Source organism: Caballeronia hypogeia (assembly GCF_001544875.2).
GTDB lineage: Bacteria > Pseudomonadota > Gammaproteobacteria > Burkholderiales > Burkholderiaceae > Caballeronia > Caballeronia hypogeia.
Window position 1 is genome coordinate 1 of record NZ_FCOA02000078.1, and the last position, 1169, is coordinate 1169.

A 1169-nucleotide genomic window follows, 5' to 3' on the forward strand; every position below is an offset into this window, starting at 1 on the left:
AAATGACTGACGTAGTGATCGTATCGGCCGCGCGTACGGCGGTAGGCAAGTTTGGCGGTTCGCTCGCGAAGATCGCGGCGCCCGAGCTGGGCGCTGCGGTGATCAAGGCCGTGCTGGAGCGTGCGGGCGTGAAGCCGGATCAGGTGAGCGAGGTCATTCTGGGCCAGGTGCTCGCGGCAGGCTCGGGCCAGAACCCGGCGCGCCAGTCGCTGATCAAGGCTGGTTTGCCCGACATGGTGCCCGGCATGACGATCAACAAGGTCTGCGGCTCGGGCCTGAAGGCGGTGATGCTGGCGGCGAACGCGATCATCGCGGGCGATGCGGAGATCGTCGTCGCGGGCGGTCAGGAAAACATGAGCGCCGCGCCGCACGTGCTGCCGGGCTCGCGCGACGGCTTCCGCATGGGCGACGCCAAGCTGATCGACACGATGATCGTCGACGGCCTGTGGGACGTCTATAACAACTACCACATGGGCACGACGGCGGAAAACGTCGCGAAGGAATTCGGCATCACGCGCGAGCAGCAGGATGCGTTTGCGGCGCTGTCGCAGAACAAGGCGGAAGCCGCGCAGAAGGCGGGCCGCTTCAACGACGAAATCGTGCCGATCGCGATTCCGCAACGCAAGGGCGAGCCGCTGCAGTTCAACACCGACGAATTCGTGCGCCACGGCGTGACGGCCGAAGCGCTCTCGGGCCTGAAGCCGGCGTTCTCGAAGGAAGGCACGGTCACGGCTGCGAACGCATCGGGCATCAATGACGGCGCGGCGGCGGTCGTCGTGATGTCGGCGAAGAAGGCCGAAGCGCTGGGTCTCACGCCGCTGGCGCGCATCAAGGCGTACGCGAACGCGGGCGTCGATCCGAAGATCATGGGCATGGGCCCGGTGCCGGCGTCGAAGCGCTGTCTGGAGCGCGCGGGCTGGAGCGTGAACGATCTCGACCTGATGGAAATCAACGAGGCGTTCGCGGCGCAGGCGCTGGCGGTGCACAAGCAGATGGGCTGGGATCAGTCGAAGATCAACGTGAACGGCGGCGCGATTGCGATCGGTCACCCGATCGGCGCGTCGGGCTGCCGGATTCTCGTCACGCTGCTGCACGAAATGCAGAAGCGCGACGCGAAGAAGGGCCTCGCTTCGCTGTGCATCGGCGGCGGCATGGGCGTGGCGCTGGCG

At 66.6% G+C, this 1169-nt stretch carries 1 protein-coding gene; it reads left to right on the forward strand.

Going from position 1 to position 1169, the window contains the following annotated elements:
* Positions 1-2: 2 nt before the first annotated feature.
* Positions 3-1169: acetyl-CoA C-acetyltransferase (locus tag AWB79_RS37895; RefSeq protein ID WP_061172594.1), on the forward strand; the 1167-nt coding region annotated here is incomplete at its 3' end.